The sequence below is a fragment of the Paenibacillus sp. SJS-P3 genome, from assembly GCF_056711585.1.
Genome location: NZ_CM160043.1, coordinates 4,431,249 through 4,446,939, shown reverse-complemented (window position 1 = coordinate 4,446,939; position 15,691 = coordinate 4,431,249). Strand labels below are relative to the sequence as shown.

12 protein-coding genes are annotated in these 15,691 nt (G+C 61.0%); 8 read left to right on the top strand and 4 right to left on the bottom strand.

Features of this window, described 5'->3' with window-relative positions; genetic code table 11:
* Nucleotides 1–11: 11 nt before the first annotated feature.
* The 5 genes from ftsE to AC06G8_RS20380 all read left to right on the top strand — a co-directional run bounded on the left by ftsE (nt 12) and on the right by AC06G8_RS20380 (nt 6,116).
* Nucleotides 12–698 (top strand): cell division ATP-binding protein FtsE, encoded by a 687-nt coding sequence (ftsE, locus tag AC06G8_RS20400; RefSeq protein ID WP_049868334.1) that lies wholly within the window; start codon nt 12–14, stop codon nt 696–698.
* Nucleotides 688–1,605, top strand: a complete 918-nt coding sequence (ftsX, locus tag AC06G8_RS20395) for a permease-like cell division protein FtsX (protein WP_447662891.1) — start codon at nt 688–690, stop codon at nt 1,603–1,605. The genes ftsE and ftsX overlap by 11 nt, the downstream gene beginning before the upstream one ends.
* Nucleotides 1,606–1,621: 16 nt before the next feature.
* Nucleotides 1,622–2,797, top strand: a complete 1,176-nt coding sequence (locus AC06G8_RS20390) for a murein hydrolase activator EnvC family protein (protein WP_480283728.1) — start codon at nt 1,622–1,624, stop codon at nt 2,795–2,797.
* 386 nt (nt 2,798–3,183) lie between these two features.
* Entirely contained in the window at nt 3,184–4,662 is a 1,479-nt protein-coding gene (locus tag AC06G8_RS20385; protein ID WP_480283727.1) for a S41 family peptidase, read from the top strand.
* Between the two features lie 167 nt (nt 4,663–4,829).
* Nucleotides 4,830–6,116 (top strand): PDZ domain-containing protein, encoded by a 1,287-nt coding sequence (locus AC06G8_RS20380; protein ID WP_480283726.1) that lies wholly within the window; start codon nt 4,830–4,832, stop codon nt 6,114–6,116.
* A 188-nt stretch (nt 6,117–6,304) separates the two neighbouring features.
* Here AC06G8_RS20380 and AC06G8_RS20375 read toward each other — a convergent pair whose 3' ends face one another.
* Both AC06G8_RS20375 and AC06G8_RS20370 read right to left on the bottom strand, forming a co-directional pair.
* Complete coding sequence (locus tag AC06G8_RS20375; RefSeq protein ID WP_480283725.1) at nt 6,305–7,603, bottom strand: foldase protein PrsA; 1,299 nt, start codon at nt 7,601–7,603, stop codon at nt 6,305–6,307.
* A 122-nt stretch (nt 7,604–7,725) separates the two neighbouring features.
* Nucleotides 7,726–8,562 carry an alpha/beta hydrolase family protein gene (locus AC06G8_RS20370; RefSeq protein ID WP_480283724.1) on the bottom strand — a complete coding sequence of 279 codons (837 nt, stop codon included), beginning with the start codon at nt 8,560–8,562 and terminating at the stop codon, nt 7,726–7,728.
* Between the two features lie 391 nt (nt 8,563–8,953).
* Between AC06G8_RS20370 and AC06G8_RS20365 the strand changes: the two genes are divergently transcribed.
* Both AC06G8_RS20365 and AC06G8_RS20360 read left to right on the top strand, forming a co-directional pair.
* Nucleotides 8,954–9,922 carry a M15 family metallopeptidase gene (locus AC06G8_RS20365; protein ID WP_480283723.1) on the top strand — a complete coding sequence of 323 codons (969 nt, stop codon included), beginning with the start codon at nt 8,954–8,956 and terminating at the stop codon, nt 9,920–9,922.
* Nucleotides 9,923–10,140: 218 nt separating this feature from the next.
* Nucleotides 10,141–11,055 (top strand): NAD(P)/FAD-dependent oxidoreductase, encoded by a 915-nt coding sequence (locus AC06G8_RS20360; protein ID WP_480283722.1) that lies wholly within the window; start codon nt 10,141–10,143, stop codon nt 11,053–11,055.
* 1,150 nt (nt 11,056–12,205) lie between these two features.
* Here the strand turns inward: AC06G8_RS20360 and AC06G8_RS20355 are convergent.
* Complete coding sequence (locus tag AC06G8_RS20355) at nt 12,206–13,513, bottom strand: MFS transporter (RefSeq protein WP_480283721.1); 1,308 nt, start codon at nt 13,511–13,513, stop codon at nt 12,206–12,208.
* A 130-nt stretch (nt 13,514–13,643) separates the two neighbouring features.
* A complete protein-coding gene (locus AC06G8_RS20350; RefSeq protein WP_480283720.1) occupies nt 13,644–14,834 on the bottom strand; it encodes a winged helix-turn-helix domain-containing protein in 1,191 nt (396 codons plus the stop codon).
* A gap of 227 nt (nt 14,835–15,061) precedes the next feature.
* Between AC06G8_RS20350 and AC06G8_RS20345 the strand changes: the two genes are divergently transcribed.
* Nucleotides 15,062–15,619 carry a GNAT family N-acetyltransferase gene (locus AC06G8_RS20345; RefSeq protein ID WP_447662881.1) on the top strand — a complete coding sequence of 186 codons (558 nt, stop codon included), beginning with the start codon at nt 15,062–15,064 and terminating at the stop codon, nt 15,617–15,619.
* Nucleotides 15,620–15,691: the final 72 nt, after the last annotated feature.

The following is a 15,691-nucleotide window of genomic DNA, read 5'->3' as shown; positions in this document are numbered from 1 at the left end:
TGAGAACACCCGTGATTGAAATGATGGACATCTGGAAGACCTACCCCAACGGCGCGCATGCGCTGCGCGGGATCTCGGTCGTCATCGACCGCAATGACTTCGTGTACATCGTCGGGCCCTCGGGCGCCGGCAAGTCCACGTTCATGAAGCTGATCTACCGGGAAGAGTACCCGACCAAGGGGCAGCTCTTCGTGAACGGCTTCAATATAGGCAAGCTCAAGCCGCGCAAGATACCGTATGTACGGCGCAACATCGGCGTCATCTTCCAGGATTACCGCCTCCTTCCGAAGCTTACCGCCTACGAGAACGTCTCATTCGCGATGGAGGTCATCGAAGCTCCCCGCAAGCTGATGAAGAAGCGCACGATGGAAGTTCTGGAGCTTGTCGGCCTCGGCGGCAAGCATGGCCACTTGCCGGCGCAGCTCTCCGGCGGCGAGCAGCAGCGCGTGGCGATCGCCCGCGCGATCGTCAACAATCCCAGCGTCATCGTGGCCGACGAGCCGACGGGCAATCTCGATCCCGAGACGAGCTGGGGCATCATGAACCTGCTGGAGGAAATCAACTTCAGGGGCACGACAATCGTGATGGCGACGCATAACCGCGAGATCGTGAACTCTCTTCGCAAGCGCGTCATCGCCATCGAGAACGGCGTCATCGCGCGCGACCAGCTGAGAGGGGACTACGGCTATGAAGGCTAGAACCCTCCTGCGCCACATGCGCGAAGGCGTGCGGAACATCTTCCGCAACGGCTGGATGAGCTTCGCCTCCATCAGCTCGATCTTCATTTCCCTGTTCATCCTCAGCGTCTTCGTCCTGCTCGCGCTCAACGTCAACAAGCTGGCCGACCAGCTGGAGAGCACGGTGGAGATCCGCGCCTTCCTGCAGCTCGACACGACGCAGCAGCAGATCGATTCGCTGGAGACCAAGATCCGCAATATCCCCGAGGTCAAGAGCGTCGAGTTCCGGACCAAGCAGCAGAACCTGGAGGAAATGAGCCAGATGATGGGCAGCGACGGAAAGCAGCTGCTGCAGGACTATCAGGGCGAGGACAATCCGCTTCCCGCGTCCTTCGTCATCGAAGTGTACGATCCGCAGACGATCGCGTCCGCCGCCGGCCAGATCGAAGCGCTCGGCGCGGGGCAGGATCCTTCCCCGTTCCTGCGGGTCAAGTACGGCCAGGGACAGGTGGAGACGCTGTTCAAGGTGACCAACGCCGTGCGCAACATTGGCCTGATCCTCGTCGCGGGACTGGCTGTCACGGCCATGTTCCTCATTGCAACGACGATCAAGACGACGATCATCAACCGCCAGCGGGAAATCGGAATCATGAAGCTGGTAGGGGCGACCAATGCGTTTATCCGCTGGCCCTTTTTCGTTGAAGGCGCGCTCATCGGATTTTTCTCCTCTGCCTTGACGGCCGCCGTCATTCTGCTCGGATACCAGGAGCTGTTCAAGCAGTCCGAGTTCGAGCTGGGCCTCATGAGCATCAGGCTTGTCACCATACAGGAGGCCGCTCCGATCATCGCGCTGCTTACGATCGGCATCGGCACGCTGCTTGGCGTGTGGGGCAGCGTATTATCGGTCCGCCGTTATTTGAAAGTGTAGGAGGATGCAAGCGCAGATGAAGAAGAACAGGGTTATTCTTGCCTGTCTTGCGGCTGTCCTGGCTCTGACCGTCTTTCCGGCGGGCGGAGAGGCGGCCTCGCAGGTGGACAAGATCAACAAGGAAATCAAGCAGGTCCGCGATCAGATGCAGGCCGCTTCCCATAACCGCAACCAGGCCGAGAAGGATGCCAAGACCGTGGAGGTGCAGAAGGTCCAGACGGCGGAATCGCTCAAAGCCGTCATGACGGAGATCGACACCGTCGGCACTCGCCTCAGCCAGGTCCAGAGCGAGGTTCGCGACACGACTGAAAATCTGCAGAAGACGGCACAGGAGCTCGACGATGCCGAGAAGCGGATCGGCAAGCAGGATGACCGCCTGCAGTCCCGGATCCTGATGACATATATGAACGGCAGGGTCAGCTACCTGGAGGTTCTGCTCAATGCGGCGAGCTTCGCGGATTTCCTCAGCCGCCTCGACTCGCTTCATACGATGATGAGCCAGGACAAGGTCATCCTGCAGGAGCGCCGGCACGACAAGGAGCTGGTCGAGGAGAAGAAGAAGGAAGTGGAATCCCAGCTCGCCGAGGTCAAGGGGCTGTACGCGAAGATAGCCGATTACCAGCAAGTTCTCTCGGAAAAGGAATCGGAGAAGCAGCAGCTGATCGCCACGTACGACGACAAGCTGGAGGAGCTTGGCGAGATCAGCGAGGAGCAGGAGCAGCTTCTGCTGGACCTGGCGGCCAAGGAATCCGCGCTGATCAAAAAGAAGAACGCGCTCAAGACGTATTACACCGGAGGCAAGCTTGCCGTTCCGCTGAAGGCCAGCTACCGCCTCAGTTCGCCGTTCGGCTATAGGATCCATCCCATCACCGGCAAGCGCAAGCTGCATGCCGGCGCGGATATGGCGGCTCCGGAAGGAACGAGCATCTACGCGGCTGAATCCGGGGTCGTTCTCATCGCGCAGTGGTGGACCGGATACGGCAACTGCGTCGTCATCGATCATGGCGGCGGCTTGTGGACGATATACGGGCATATCCGCAATGGCGGCATCAAGGTGGAGAAGGGCGAGACCGTGAAGCGCGGCCAGCTCATCGCCGAAGTCGGTTCGACCGGCAACTCGACCGGCAATCATCTCCACTTCGAAGTGCGCAAGGACGGAACGCCGGTCAATCCGCTGCCTTATTTGAAATAATGGATAATGGACGAAGACCCGCCGTTTGCGAGGGTCTCCTCTCCCGGTCGATATGGACGATTGTGAAGTCTGAAGGCTTCCCGCTTTTGCGGGGAGCTTTTTTGTTGCGGTCCGATGCGATCTGCTCCTGTCGCAGACGCATCCCGACATGCATGACGCCGGAAGCGGCTTGCTTTTCGATCCGTGAAGCTGTTTTTGCTTCCTGGTGTCGAAGCGGCTTGCCTGCTGCTTCTGTTGGACGTTCTGTGCATGATTCGGCTTCGAAGCCGCAGGCCGGGGAGGATCTGTGCTTTTCCGGCTGCTGCCAAATAAAACCCGGACCGTTGTCGCATACTAGAATTCTCATGCAGGTCTGGAACGAAACAGCAACCGAGGAGGAGAACGGTATGAAGTCATTGTCACTGCGGATGGTCCGGCGGACAGCCGCATTGGGCGCGGCGGCGGCGATCGCCCTGGCGCTGCCTCAAGCAGCCGGGGCGGCCGCCCGGGCGCCGGCGCCGGTCCATGCGCCGGCCAAGCCGGCGGAAGCCGCGGAACCGCAGTCCAGCGGCCTGAGCAAGGAAGAGCTGCAGAGAATCAATACGGTGCTCGATTTGATCCAGAAGCAGTATTATGAGCCCGTTGACCGCGCCAAGCTCGTGAGCGGGGCGCTCAGCGGGATGATGGAATCCCTTGGAGATCCTTACTCCACCTATATGGATGTTCCTACAGCCAAGCAGTTTTCGGAGACGGTGGAAGGGGCGTTCGGAGGCGTCGGCGCGGAGGTGTCCCTGGAAGAGGGCAAGCTGACCGTCGTCTCGCCGATGAAGGGGTCGCCGGCGGAGCGGGCGGGCTTGCAGGCGAAGGATGTCATCCTATCCGTCAACGGCATCAGCCTGGGAGGCCTGCCGATCTCGGAGGCGGTAGCCAAGCTGCGCGGTCCAAAGGGCTCCAAGGCCGTCCTCGTCATCCAGCGCGCCGGCAGCGGCAAGCCGATGACCGTTACCGTCGTGCGGGACGAGATCGGCGTGGAGACCGTGGAAGCCCGCCTGCTTCCAGGGAGCATCGGCTTGATCGAGATTCGGCAGTTCTCGCTGAACACGGCCGACCGCTTCGCAGAGGAGCTGAACAAGCTCGAGAAGCGGAAGCTGAAAGGGCTCGTGATCGACGTCCGCAACAATCCGGGAGGCATTCTGCCGGTCGTGGAAAAGATATCCGAGCCGTTCATCCCGGCAGGAAAGCCGATCCTGCAAGTCCAGCAGCGCGGACAGCGCGCCGAGAAGATCCTCTCCAATGGAAAAGGCAAGCCGTATCCCGTCGCTGTGCTGATCAACAAGGGAAGCGCCAGCGCATCGGAAATATTGGCGGGCGCCTTGAAGGAGTCGGCGGACGCCGTGCTCGTCGGCCAGACTTCCTTCGGCAAAGGAACGGTCCAGGTCAGCTATGACCGCAACCTGGAAGGCGGGCTCGTCAAGATGACGATCGCCAAATGGCTGACGCCGGACGGCGTCTGGATTCATCATGAAGGCATCCGTCCTGATATTCAGGTGAAGCCCCCGGCTTTATATACGGTATCCCGATTGTCGCGGTCGGGAGAGCCGCGGAGGGATGCCATCAGCGAGGACACGAAGACGCTGCAGGCGATGCTCGTCGGCCTGGGATACAATCCGGGACGCACAGACGGTTATTACAACGAGGGGACGGCTGCCGCGGTGAAGGCGTTCCAGCGGCAATGCGGTCTCCAGGAGACCGGAACGGCCGATCCGGCTACGCAGGAAAAGCTGGAGAAGACTGTTCGCGAGTGGGTGCTCAGCGGCAGCCACGACACCCAGCTGGAGGCTGCGGCGCAGGCGCTCCGCTCCGGCAAGGGAGCCCGGAAGCAATAAGCCCTTGCGGCAGGGCACAAGAAGCCCCCTTTTCAGCCGCCGCGAAGTCGCCGCGCAAATCAAGGCCGAAATCTTCCATGGGGAGGATTTCGGCCTTTCGTTGTCGAAAACAATACGACTGGATGTTACACTTTGGGAGTCATTCTTTTGAAAATGAGGTGCTTGCTGTGGACACGGCCTTGGAGATACTCCGTCACTACGGGACAGCGGCCGTCAGGCTGTTGTCCCAGCCGTTTTATTATTTGGCGCTGCTGCTGATCATCCTCTCTTATATCCGGCAGACCCGGACGGAACGCAAGCTGTTCCATGTGCGCCTGCATGCCTGGCCCAAGCTGCTCGGCCGCGCCGTCTTGAGCGGCCTGATCGCTGGCGCTGCCCTCTCGATCGGCGCAGCCTTCATCGGCATGAGCTTGACGCCTTCCGCCGCGCTCTGGCTGTGGGGGACGGCCGCCCTGCTCATGCTCGTCCGCGTCCGATATCTCTGTTTTGCTTACAGTGTCGGCGTGCTCGGGCTGATGCAATGGCTCAGCGGCCTGCTCGGCCTGACAGACGGGCCGGGCGGCTGGCTCGGACGAGCCGCTCTCTCGCTGGACAATCTCGACATTCCCGGCCTGCTGCTGCTCGTAGCCGGCCTGCATGCGGCCGAGGCTTTGCTCGTCCGCCGGGATGGCGCCCGCTTCTCCTCGCCGCTGTTCCTCGAGGGCAAGCGCGGGAAGCTGATCGGAGGTTACGCCTTGCAGGGCTACTGGCCGGTGCCCCTGCTTCTGCTGGTGCCGTCCGCTTCGGCGGCGGCCTCGCTGCCATGGACGCCTCTGCTCGGCGGCTCCGCATGGGACGGCGGCTGGACGGTCATCGCGCTGCCGGCCATCATCGGCTTCACCGACCTGACGCGCTCGGAGCTCCCGAAGCTCCAGTCCCGCCTTACGTCGCGCCGGCTGCTTGCCTACAGTGCCGTGCTGGCTGCGGCCGCGCTCGGGGCCGCATATGCGGAGCCGCTCGTACCGGTTGCCGCGCTGCTTTCCCTCGGGCTTCATGAAGCCCTCATCCTGCTGGGATCGATGCGGGAGCGCCAGCGTCAGCCGCGCTTCGTCCATGACGAGCGGGGATTGTGCATTCTCGGGGTCGTGCCGGGAACGCCGGCAGAGGAGATGGGCCTTGAAGCGGGCGAAGTGCTCCACAAGGTGAACGGGCAGAAGGTAAGGACCAAGGAAGATCTGCATGCGGCGCTGCATATGAACTCCGCCTTTTGCCGGATGGAGGTGTTCAATGCCGACGGGCAGCTCAAGTTCTTGCAGCGGGCCAGGTACGCCGGCGAACATCACCAGCTCGGAGTGCTGCTGGCTCCCGATGAGGATGCGGGCTATTATGCTGCTCCGGCGCATGTGTCCGTGCTGGGCCTGCTGAGGCGGAGCCGCGCTGCGCGGCGCCGTGTCCGCAAGGATACGACGATGTAGCGTCGGCATGCCGGGACGCAGGCTGATCGGGCTTGAGCGGGGCGAATCCGTTCCGCTTCCGCTCCGATGCAATCAAGCTTTGAACGGGCCGCCCCTTCAGTCCGCATGCGTGCCATCAAAAAAGGCTTCCGGAGCCCATCCTCATGGATGGCTCCGGAAGCCTTTTTATTGCTTTCCAGCGTGCTTGCCTAGCTGTTGTTCGCTGCCGCGTTTTCCGTGCCGGCGCTGTTTTCTGCTGCCTTGGCGGCAGCATTTTCTTCGAACGAATTCGTAATCGTCGCCTTGCCGCGGAGGTCGGTGATGAGCGTCTGGGACAAGGTGCCCAGCTGCTGATATTCAAGCGTTTCCGTGATCTCCGCTTTTTTCTCTTCCAGCGTTGGCGTCGAGGCTTGCTTGTGGTCGATGACTTTGATGATATGGTAGCCGTAGTCGGATTTGATCGGTGCGGAGATTTCGCCGACCTTGAGGTCGAAGGCCGCCTTCTCGAATTCCGGAACCATGGCGCCTTTGCCGAAGTAGCCGAGGTCGCCGCCATTGGCCGCGCTGCCTGTGTCGGTCGATTTTTCCTTGGCGATCGCAGCGAAGTCGCCGCCGTCCTTGAGCTGCTTCTCGATGGCGTCGGCTTCTTCCTTCGTCTTGACGAGAATATGGGAGGCCTTCACCTGCTCTTCGGTCGCGAAGGAAGCTTTGTTCTCATCGTAATACTTCTGGATATCCGCATCGGTTACCTTGACTTTATCCTTGAGCAGCTTGCGAAGCTGCACCTGCATCTGCAGCTGGTTGTTGAGAACGTCCTCCGACAAGCCGGCCTGCTTCAGAGCGTCCACAAACGCGCTTTCGCTGCCGAAGTTCTTCTTGACGTCGGCAAGCTCCTTGGCCATTTCATCTTCGGTGACCTCGATCTTCTTGTTGCTGGCTTCCTGGTCGACGAGCTTCATCGTGATGAGGCTGTCCAGAGCAGTCGTGCCGGCGGAAGGAACCATCGCCTCGTACAGCTCGTCCTTCGAGATCTTCTCGCCGTTGACGCTGGCAACCGTACCGCCCGATGCTGCGCCGCCGTTGCCGTTGAAGAGACTGACAAGCGCGATGACGAGCGCGACTGCCAGCACGAGCGAAGCAATCATCCAGCCGGTAGCGGCCCCGCTGCGGCGAGGACCCGATCCGTTGCCGTCCGTCAGCGGCAGATCAGCCGCTCCTGCGGAGGTGTTGACCACGCTTCCTTCCGTGACCGGCACCGATCCGAACGCGCGCTCGGGATCCGCCGTATGGATCTCGGCGTCGTTCTCGGCCTGGCGCAGGGATTCCTCGGCGCGCTCCTCCTCGACAATATCCTCGGCTTGGAGCGTTTCTTCGCGATGCTCGTCGCCGCTGCGGCCAGCGAATTCGACGCCCTCGTTCGTTGCCGTATCTTCCATCGTAAGATGCTCGTCCTGTTTCGGATCGACCGGATCGAGATGATCCTTGGGATCCTTGTCCTTATCTGCCATGAAACGATTGACTCCCTTCTGTATCCTTCAAAGAGTGGTGAATGGAATAGATTCTGCATAGTACTTGCTGCGAGAATAATAGCAAAATCCATGCCGGGTTACCTTAACGGAACATGAAATTTCTACAAATTGGTTTTGAAAAAATCAATCGTGACATCCAGAGCCTGCTCCAGAGCCTCCGTCGTGCCGGCAAAAGGATGAACGGCGCCGAACGTATGGCCGGTTCCTTCCAGCTCGAGCGCTTGCTGATGGGGCGCCGCTTCCTGCAGGCGGCGGAAGCCTTCGACCAGACGAGGAGCATCCGCGCTTCCTTGGATCATCAAGACCGGAATCCGGAGACCGGCGAGGCGGGCGGGAATGTCGAAGCGATCTTTATTGGCGTCCAGATCCTCGAAAAACTCGCGCCGCACAGGCATTTCCTGCTGCGTCCGGGAATTGGTCACGTAGGCGACGCCTTCCTCGCGAGCCTTGGCTTCGAAGGCGTCGTCGAACAAGTTGGCGCTGTCGATGCCGTTCCAGGTAGCGGCTGCCCGGATGAGCGGATGCTCGGCGGCGAAGATGAGGGCGTTGCCTCCGCCTCTGCTGTGGCCGATCATGCCGAGCTTGGCCCGCTGGATCAAGCTCGCGTGGGGCAGATTGCCTCCGATCGCGGCTTTGAGGACTTCCTCCAGGTCAGCCTGCTCCCGGGTGTAGGTGTTGTAGCCGAATTTGGACAGCTCGTCGAAATCCTGCTCGCCGACTCCGTTGCGCGAGAAATTGAAGGTGATGGCGACAAAGCCGGCTTCGGCCAGCTTCTCGGCCGCATAGGGCATGAAAGCCCAATCCTTGAAGCCCTTGAAGCCATGGGCCAGGAACAGGGCCGGGCGATCTCCCGGCTTTTTGGCCGCACGCACTTCGCCGCGGATAATGCCGCCGTCGCCAAGCCTGATTTCGAAGGGCGACACGAATAGATGGGACATGAAACATACTCCTCTCAAGCTATAGCATTTCCAAAACTAAGCATAAACTTCCTTGCCGTTTCGTTCAAATGGAACTTGCGGCATATTCCTGGAGCAGCGCCTGCGCCACCTGTTCCATCCCCGGCTGTGGTTTGGTACGATGGAGGACGGGCCTGGAGGCTGAAACATTTCCTGCTCCGGGATCGTTCACAAGGTTAACAATCAATCATTGTGCATCATGGACAGGGCTGGCCGTCAGACATCGGATATAGGACGCAAGGTTAACCCCGCTTCAAAGATCAGCAAAACTTTAAGCTTCAATGGAGACGAAGAGCTCTCCGGGGATTTGCAAGATATCGCCAGCAGGCCGCCAGCAGGCGGATCTTTCATACAGCAAAGGGGAACGACGATCATGAAAAACCGAAACAAACGAATTGCAGCAGCGCTTCTGCTTGCCCTTACCGCTTGGGCGGCAGCAGCCTGCTCCGACAACTCCGCTCCGGGAACGGTTGCGGCAGTCAACGAGGCTGCTGGAAATGTGCAGACGGCCTCTCCGTCGCCGTCGCAGGAGCCGGCAGCAAATGACGGAAACGGCAGCGAAGCTGTGGGAGGCGGAGCGGCAACGAATGCAGGGGGCGCAGCCAATGCAGGCGGAACGAATGATCCATCCGGCTCCAAGGGCGGCACAGACAAGCCGGCCGGCAACACAGGCAGCACAGACAAGCCGGCCGGGGACAAGGACGGACAAGGAACCGCAGTATCCGGGCAGCCGTCCGAACAGGTTGCTGCACAGGCCGATACGGTCGCGGCTTTGATCAACAAGGAGTTCCGCCTGCCGGAGGGCTATGTGCCGGATGACCTCGTCTACCCGGACATTCCGTTCACCTTCAGCGAGAAGATCGACAAGCGCAAGCTCCGCAAGGAGGCTGCAGGGGCGCTGGAGAAGCTGGTGGCAGGAGCAAAGAAAGACGGAATCTCGCTTGCCGGGGTCTCGGGCTACCGCTCGGAAACGAGACAAAAAACGCTGTTCGACAACTATGCCAAAAAAGACGGAGTCGCTGCTGCGGACAAATACAGCGCACGGCCGGGGCATAGCGAGCACCAGACCGGACTTGCGATCGACATGTCCGGGACGGACGGCAAATGCGCGGCGGAAAGCTGCTTCGGCGGTACGCCGGAAGCGGAGTGGCTGGCGGCGCATGCGGCGGATTACGGCTTCATCATCCGCTATCCCGAAGGCAAGGAATCCATTACGGGTTATAAATACGAGCCGTGGCATATCCGCTTCGTAGGCGTGGAACTGGCCGGCAAGCTTGCTGCAAGCGGCGACACGCTGGAGGAGTACTACGGAGCCGCGGTGCCGGTTACGGGACGGAAGTAAGCGCCGGGACAAAGGCATCCACGGAGTTAGAAGCACATCCGCCAAGGCGGAGATGAAATGCGGGGGAGCCCGTTTTCGTCTCCGCCTTTTTTTCTCCGCTTTTTGTCTCCGCCTTTTGTCTCCGCCTTTTGTCTCCGCCTTTTTGTCCGGGTCGTTCCTCTTCTAGGCGTGCTATTTTCCTAATAAAGTTAGAGTAGCAAGGAAGGGGGCCTCGGGGGATGGATTGGGACTGCGCAATCATCGGCGGCGGGCCTGCGGGCTTGAGCGCCGCCTTGATGCTGGGCCGCTCGCAAAGATCGGTCCTTTTGCTCGACGATCATCAGCCGCGCAACTCCGTTGCGGAGGCCAGCCACGGCTATCTGACGAGAGACGGGATTGCGCCTGCGGAATTCCGCTCCCTCGCCAGCAATGAACTGGCGCAATATCCCTCGGTGCGGCTGAGCAAGAGCCGGGTCGTGTCGGTGGAAAAGGTGAATGGAGGTTTCCGTGTCTATACCGCAGCCGGGGGCTCCGCAACAGCCCGCACGGTGCTGCTCGCCGCGGGATTGCAGGAGCGGTTCCCGGATATTCCCGGACTGCGGGAAATGTACGGCAAAAGCCTGTTCAGCTGTCCCTACTGCGACGGCTGGGAGCTTCGCGGGCAGCCGCTGCTGGCGTTGTCGACGGGATCCGGCTTGTTCCGGCAGGCCAGACTTCTGCTCGGGTGGAGCCGCGATCTGCTCGTATGCAGCCATGGGTCGTCCAATCTGACCATGCAGCAGCGGCATGCGCTGGAGAGCCGGGGAGTGAAGGTCAGCTCCCTTCGGATCGCTGCTCTTGAAGGAAGCGGCGGCATGCTGCGCGAGGTCGTCTTCGAGGACGGCAGCCGGATAGCCCGCAGCGGCGGGTTCGCCACGCCGGACGGGATGCTCGGCACCCCGCTCGGGAGCCAGCTCGGATGCGCGCATGACGCATACGGCTCCGTTTCGGCCGACGGCTCCGGCCGCACAAGCGTCCCCGGCGTCTATGCGGCGGGGGATACGGCGGGGTTCTCGCCGTCGCAGATCGTCGTCGCGGCGGCCAGCGGCACCCGCGCCGCAGTCGGCATCATCGGCGACCTGGCCGAGATCGATTTTATGCGGATGGGCGGATAAGCAGCCTTCGTTCCTGTTCAAAAAGAAAGATCCCTTCCATGGCGACATTGGCGGCAAACATGCCGTTTCCTGCCGGGACGGGATCTTTTTGGCTTGCCGCTTGGTCTTTGCCTGGAAGCTTGGTCGCAAGCTTATATAGGCTTCTTGAGGTTGAGCCCGGGAGCGAGGGGTCCGGAACGGCTCCTGGAGTTTAGCCCGGAAGCGAAGCCTCCGGAATGGCTCCTGAGGGTTAAACCCGGAAGCAAAGCATCTGGAGTGGCTCCTGAGGGTTGAGCCCGTAAGCGAAGCCTCCGGAATGACTTCTGAGGGTTGAGCCCGGAAACGAAGCCCCCGGAAAGGCTCCTGAGGGTTGAGCCGGAAGCGAAGCCCCCGAAATGGCTTCTGCGGGTTGAGCCCGTAAGCGAAGCCTCCGGAATGGCTCCTTAGGGGTTAAGCTCGCAGGCGAAGCTTCCGGAATGGCTCCTGGGGGTTAAGCCCGAAAGCGAAGCCCCCGAAATGGCTCCTGCGGGTTGAGCCCGTAAGCGAAGCATCCGGAAAGGTTCCTGAGGGTTGAGCCGGAAGCGAAGCCTCCGAAACGGCACCTGAGGATTGAACCCGGAAGCGAAGCATCCGGAATGGCCCTGGAGAAATGAGAATGGTCGCCTTTGCCGCCGGATTTCCACCTTTGAAACCATCGAATCGGGAAATCCGGCGGCAACAGCGATCGGAAGGGCCATCCGGCTGCGAAGCGAACTTGGGTTCACCCTCACAGGGCCATCCGGCTGCGAAGCGAAATTTGGGTTACCCTCACAGGGCCATCCGGCTGCGAAGCGAAATTTGGGTTCACCCTCACAGGGCCATCCGGCTGCGAAGCGAACTTGGGTTCACCTGCACAGGGCCATCCGGCTGCGAAGCGAACTTGGGTTCACCTGCACAGGGCCATCCTGCTGCGAAGCGAACTTGGGTTCACCCTCACAGGGCCATCCGGCTGCGAAGCGAACTTGGGTTCACCTGCACAGGGCCATCCGGCTGCGAAGCGAACTTGGGTTCACCTGCACAGGGCCATCCGGCTGCGAAGCGAACTTGGGTTCACCCTCACAGGGCCATCCGGCTGCGAAGCGAATTTGTGGTTCACCCTCACAGGGCCAACGGCTGCGAAGCGGCTCAGGCATCAGGCCTCCGCATCCAAGCGTTCCGGCTCCACCGGCCAAAGCCAGCGGTTGAGAAGGATTCCGGCCGCGCCGAGCAGAGCGATGACGACCCCGAACCGGCCGAAGATTTCCCGAGGGCCGGCCAGCTCGACCAGGAATCCGCCGAGCAGCGGAGCGGCGATCATGACCGTGCCGAGGACCATGCTCTGAATGCCGAACACCCGGCCGGTCATGCGCGGAGGCGTCTCCTTCTGAAGGCAATAATTGAAGGCAATGATGAACATGCCGTTGCCGGCTCCGAGGAGCAGGCCGAGCAAAAGGACCGGCAGCGCAGCGGCGCCGGAAGGCAGGAGGCCCAGTCCCCCGATCGACGCGCCGATCATCGCGTATCCTCCGCCGAGACGCAAGCCGTATCCCAGGCTGCGCCCGATCTTGTTCAGGAGAGCGATCGCTCCCACCGCGCCGGCTCCAGCAGCCGCAACCAGCCAGCCGAGCATGAATTCCTTGTCGGGCGCAAGCACGAGGAACAGGCTGGCGAACTGGAAATCGACGATCTGGATCGACAACGCGCCGATCAGGCCGAACAGCATCGTATTGCGCAGCAGCCTGTTCCGGAGGATGAAGCTCCAGCCTTCTTTCCACATCTGGCGGAACGGCAGCGGTTCGCCGCCCTCAGAAGACTCGCTGCCATTACGGCCAGAGCCTCTGACGGCCGCAGCTGTACCGGCAACGGCATCGTTCCTGATCAACAAAAGCATGGCATAAGAGAATAGCCGCATGCAGACGTTGAATCCGATGCACCATGCGGGGGAAAGGGCCGTCAAGGCCAATCCGCCCAGCAAGGGGCCGGCGATTTTGGAGCTCTGGTTGACGAGGCCGTTCAACGAGGCTGCCTGCAGCAGCTGATCCTCCCGCACAAGGCTGCGGGTCAAGGACTGCTGGGCAGGCACATTGAGCGCGGAAACGGCAGAACGCAGCCCGAGCACGGGCAGCAGCCAGAACATGTTCGGAACGAGCAGCAGGGCGGCGGTCAGCGCAGCGGTTAGCAAATCGCACCATCGCATCAGCTGCAGCTTGTTCAGTCGGTCGGCGGCCACTCCCGCAACGGAACCGAGCAGGATGCCCGGCAGCGCCAGGCTGACGGGAATAAGCGCCAGCATAAGCGGGCCGGCTTCCCAGCGATAGGCGACCAGCACTTGAATGGCGAGCATATCGAACCAGTCGCCGAAGGATGCCGCTGCGTAAGCGGTGAAGGTGCGCCTGTACAGCTTGTTGCCGAGCAGGCCTTTTTCGACGCGTTTATGATCGATCGGCATTTCAATTCCCATGGTGATCTTCCCCTGTCCGTTGGCTTCAGCCGTTTGTTGAGCCGAGTATACCGCCGGATTGTCAGAGAAATATCAGGAGGAGGAACGTCTTGAAGGCCATTGCGATTCCAGTGCCGTCAGCCTTCCGATGTCAGTCCGCCAAGCAGTCGTTCAGCACGGCTTCTATGTTCGGCATGAGGCCTGGAAGTCCGCAGCGGGCTTGCGCCTCCGCGAACAGCTCCTCGTATTTGCGTGTCACCTCGGGACTGCCCTTGAAGGCGGTTCTTCTGCAAAATTGGACGATTCGGTAAAGCCCGAACAGCCGGATCGGGACGAATCCGGACAGCTCCAGCACGCCAAGTCCCTCGTCGAGCAGCGCTTCGCCGGAGCGCCGCTCGTTCTTTCTCAGCCGCCACAGCCCGCTCACGATGGAGTAGCTGCCGATTTCCCGCAGATAAGGCTTGGCCGCAAGGAGCTGCTCGATGGCTGCGGATATGGCCTGCAGCTCCCGGTCGCCCGTGCCGCTCAGGAGATGGGCGTACATCCCGGATGTGGCCGCCGGTGCTTCGAAGCTTTCGTAGCCCGGGTCCTCCAAAATCAAGCTGCGGGTCAGCTCGATCCGCTCAAGAGCCTTGTGCGGCGCTCCGGCCAGCGTATACAGATCCAGAATGTTGAGCATCTCGATTTCGCGGTGCTGGGCAGGAGGAAGCTTCCCCGTCGCGAGCACCCGCTCGCAGTAGTCCAGGCTGGCCTTGGGCTCCCCGGCGAACAGGTAGAACAAAAGCAGCCAGTAGACCCGTTCGGAAGCAGACAAACCTCCTCCGTCAAGCAGCCATTGCACGTCTCCCTGGACGAAATGAACGTAAACGGAGTAGAACGGGTCCAGCTCATAACCGAGGATATCCTGCTGCCGGGCAAGCGCCAGCATCGAAGCCCCTTGGCCGTAGCGGTGATATTTGGCGAAAATATCGCGCATCTGCTCCCGCAGCTCTCCGTCGCCGGCCGAAGGGACGGCATGGATTCCCGCCGGCTGGGAACGTACGGTCAGGCAGTAGCCGAAGCTGCGCACGGTTCGAATCGCCAGCCCTTCGATTGGAGCCAGCTTTTTGCGGAGCCTATAGATATGGTCGTCTACGGTGCGCTCGACCGGATATTCGAGAGGCCATACCCGATCGAGCAGCTGTTCCCGGCTGAAGGCGCTTCCTTGATTGCGGTAAAGAAATCGCAGCAGGGCGTATTCCTTGGCGAACAGCTCGACCGATACCCCGTTAGAGGATACCGTATATCCGTTTTCGCTGAATTCCAGCATCATCCCGATCCCCTTTTTTTTCCTTCGGGTCATTATAGCATTTCCTGGGGAAATCCGGCGCGGACATGGCAATAGGCGCATCCAAGCGGAGGATAGGCAGAAGCAGCCGGATACAGGAGCCCAGGAAGAATCCGGGGGCTCGCGCGGAAGAGGCCGCCGCGCTACAATGGGAGTACAAGGCCCGCTTGCGTAAGATGCTTCCTCAGGATGCGGTCTGGATGAGGAAGCGCGGGCAAACCGCTGGAAGGGACGGGATCGCTATGAATGGAATCACGATGATGCGCGCGGAAGCGGGCGGATTGACGGTCGAGAGGCTGCGTCCGGAAGGAACGGCGGAAGCGATGGACATGCTCCGGGGCATCGCCGGCTGGCTGGAATCCAGCGGCTCCCTGCAGTGGAACGGCTTGCTTCGAGGAGAGGACAGCCACGGCTTGGAAGAAGCGGCGGCCAGAGGAGAGGCGTTCCTGTTCCGGGCAGGCCCGAAAGCCTCGGCGGAGGAGAGGCTGCCGCTTGCCGGAATGGTCATCCTGCTTCAGCAGCCCGGCGAGTGGGACAAGGAGCTGTGGGGAGAGCAGGGACACGAGCCCTATCTGTATCTGCACCGGCTGGCCGTCAACCGCGACTATGCCGGTCAAGGCATCGGCGGGGCCATCCTGTCATGGGCGGAGACGGGCGTAGCTTGCGAAGGAAAGTCGGCGATACGGCTCGACTGCATCGGCAGCAACGACAAGCTCAACGCTTTTTACAGCGGTTTCGGATATACGTTCATGGGCAGATCGGACAACGGCTTCTGTCTTTACGAAAAAGAAATCCGATAATGGACATGCAGCCAAAAACGGACCTGATTTCCCTTGGAGAGGGGGACAGGCCCGTTTTTGGTTTGGGCACAG

What these genes read in the sequence shown, in the direction of transcription:
- AC06G8_RS20355 (WP_480283721.1), bottom strand. Translation starts at nt 13,513, where the DNA reads ATGGGAATTGAAATGCCGATCGATCATAAACGCGTCGAAAAAGGCCTG.
- AC06G8_RS20390 (WP_480283728.1), top strand. Translation starts at nt 1,622, where the DNA reads ATGAAGAAGAACAGGGTTATTCTTGCCTGTCTTGCGGCTGTCCTGGCT.
- AC06G8_RS20370 (WP_480283724.1), bottom strand. Translation starts at nt 8,562, where the DNA reads ATGTCCCATCTATTCGTGTCGCCCTTCGAAATCAGGCTTGGCGACGGC.
- AC06G8_RS20345 (WP_447662881.1), top strand. Translation starts at nt 15,062, where the DNA reads ATGAATGGAATCACGATGATGCGCGCGGAAGCGGGCGGATTGACGGTC.
- AC06G8_RS20365 (WP_480283723.1), top strand. Translation starts at nt 8,954, where the DNA reads ATGAAAAACCGAAACAAACGAATTGCAGCAGCGCTTCTGCTTGCCCTT.
- AC06G8_RS20375 (WP_480283725.1), bottom strand. Translation starts at nt 7,603, where the DNA reads ATGGCAGATAAGGACAAGGATCCCAAGGATCATCTCGATCCGGTCGAT.
- AC06G8_RS20360 (WP_480283722.1), top strand. Translation starts at nt 10,141, where the DNA reads ATGGATTGGGACTGCGCAATCATCGGCGGCGGGCCTGCGGGCTTGAGC.
- ftsX (WP_447662891.1), top strand. Translation starts at nt 688, where the DNA reads ATGAAGGCTAGAACCCTCCTGCGCCACATGCGCGAAGGCGTGCGGAAC.
- AC06G8_RS20385 (WP_480283727.1), top strand. Translation starts at nt 3,184, where the DNA reads ATGAAGTCATTGTCACTGCGGATGGTCCGGCGGACAGCCGCATTGGGC.
- AC06G8_RS20350 (WP_480283720.1), bottom strand. Translation starts at nt 14,834, where the DNA reads ATGACCCGAAGGAAAAAAAAGGGGATCGGGATGATGCTGGAATTCAGC.